General features: G+C 42.7%; 2 protein-coding genes. Both read left to right on the top strand.

Annotated features, from left to right (window positions below):
• Positions 1–192 precede the first annotated feature (192 nt).
• Positions 193–534: a nucleotidyltransferase domain-containing protein gene (locus tag NE619_RS17785; protein WP_256133832.1), complete on the top strand. Its 342-nt coding sequence runs from the start codon at positions 193–195 to the stop codon at positions 532–534.
• Entirely contained in the window at positions 527–928 is a 402-nt protein-coding gene (locus tag NE619_RS17780; RefSeq protein WP_256133831.1) for a HEPN domain-containing protein, read from the top strand. Before NE619_RS17785 ends, NE619_RS17780 begins: the two co-directional genes overlap by 8 nt.
• The last annotated feature ends 187 nt before the right edge of the window (positions 929–1,115 follow it).

The following is a 1,115-nucleotide window of genomic DNA, read 5'->3' as shown; positions in this document are numbered from 1 at the left end:
ACATACATTGCTACCGGCTGGCGCAGCGGATGGGAATTTTGTAAAAAAGCAGATTATCAAGTCAAAACGACCACGCTGAAATGTGATGCGCGCTTCGGTCGTCATATGGTATAATAAAGCTAACAATTAAGGCATACTAGAAGGAAAGACGGCCTGCTTCGGCCGAAAAATAAAGGAACAGGAGATAAAGCAATGTGCAGCAAAGATACCCTGGACGCAATTCTTAAACGTGTCTGTGAGCGGGCAAAAAGCGAATTTGGCAGTCAGCTGAACTCGGTCATTTTGTATGGCTCTTATGCCAGAGAAGATTATGATGATGAATCGGATATTGATGTGATGGTCATCGTGGATTTACCTGCAAGTAAGGTCAAGGAATTCAACCGTGCTTTTTCTGATTTTTCCCTGGAACTGGATTTGCAGTATGACATCGTAGTTTCTCTTCTGTTACAAGATAAAGCAACCTTTGAACGATGGAAAGGGTCATCACCTTTCTTTAAAAATGTCATAAAAGAAGGAGTTGAGTTCGTTGCCTAAACAAGATGATATCGCACTGGCAAGATACAAAATCGAAAAAGCCAACTCATGCCTGAAAGCATCAAACCTTTTATTGAGTGAAGATTTTTACGCAGACAGCGCAAACCGATCCTATTATGCGATTTTCCACGCAATGAGCGCACTCTTTGCTCTGGATGGCCGTGGGTTTAAAAAGCACTCCGGCGTGTTAGCGAATTTCAATAAAGACTACATTAAAACAGGATTGCTGGAAGTGGAATACGCGCAAATCGCCAAAGAGGCTTTTTCCTTGCGGACCCAAAGCGACTACGGCGAATTTTATGTGGTATCGAAGCAGGAAGTCAAAGAACAGCACGAAAACGCAGAACGGTTTGTCAAGCGAATCGAGGATTTCCTTGAGGAACAGATCAAATAAAGGAATTTTAAGGGATATCCCCTGGAATTGTTGAAAAAACAGATCCAGGGGGTTTTTTGTTGGATTGGATTTACTAGCCGACTGGTCTGAGGACTGATTGGCTTTTTTCAGTGGTGGAAGGAGGTGACTCTCTTGGCATATATTGAGCCAGAGACTTTGGCGGAGATAAAACAAATGGATCTTTTGA

Origin of the sequence: Anaerovorax odorimutans, assembly GCF_024459955.1 — a bacterium.
Taxonomy (GTDB): Bacteria; Bacillota; Clostridia; order Peptostreptococcales; family Anaerovoracaceae; genus Hominibacterium; species Hominibacterium odorimutans_A.
The sequence above is the reverse complement of the archived record's forward strand: the minus strand, read 5'-3'. Positions and strand labels throughout refer to the sequence as shown.

Excerpts from the sequence above, each read along its gene's own strand:
- NE619_RS17785 (WP_256133832.1), top strand. The coding sequence starts at position 193 with ATGTGCAGCAAAGATACCCTGGACGCAATTCTTAAACGTGTCTGTGAG.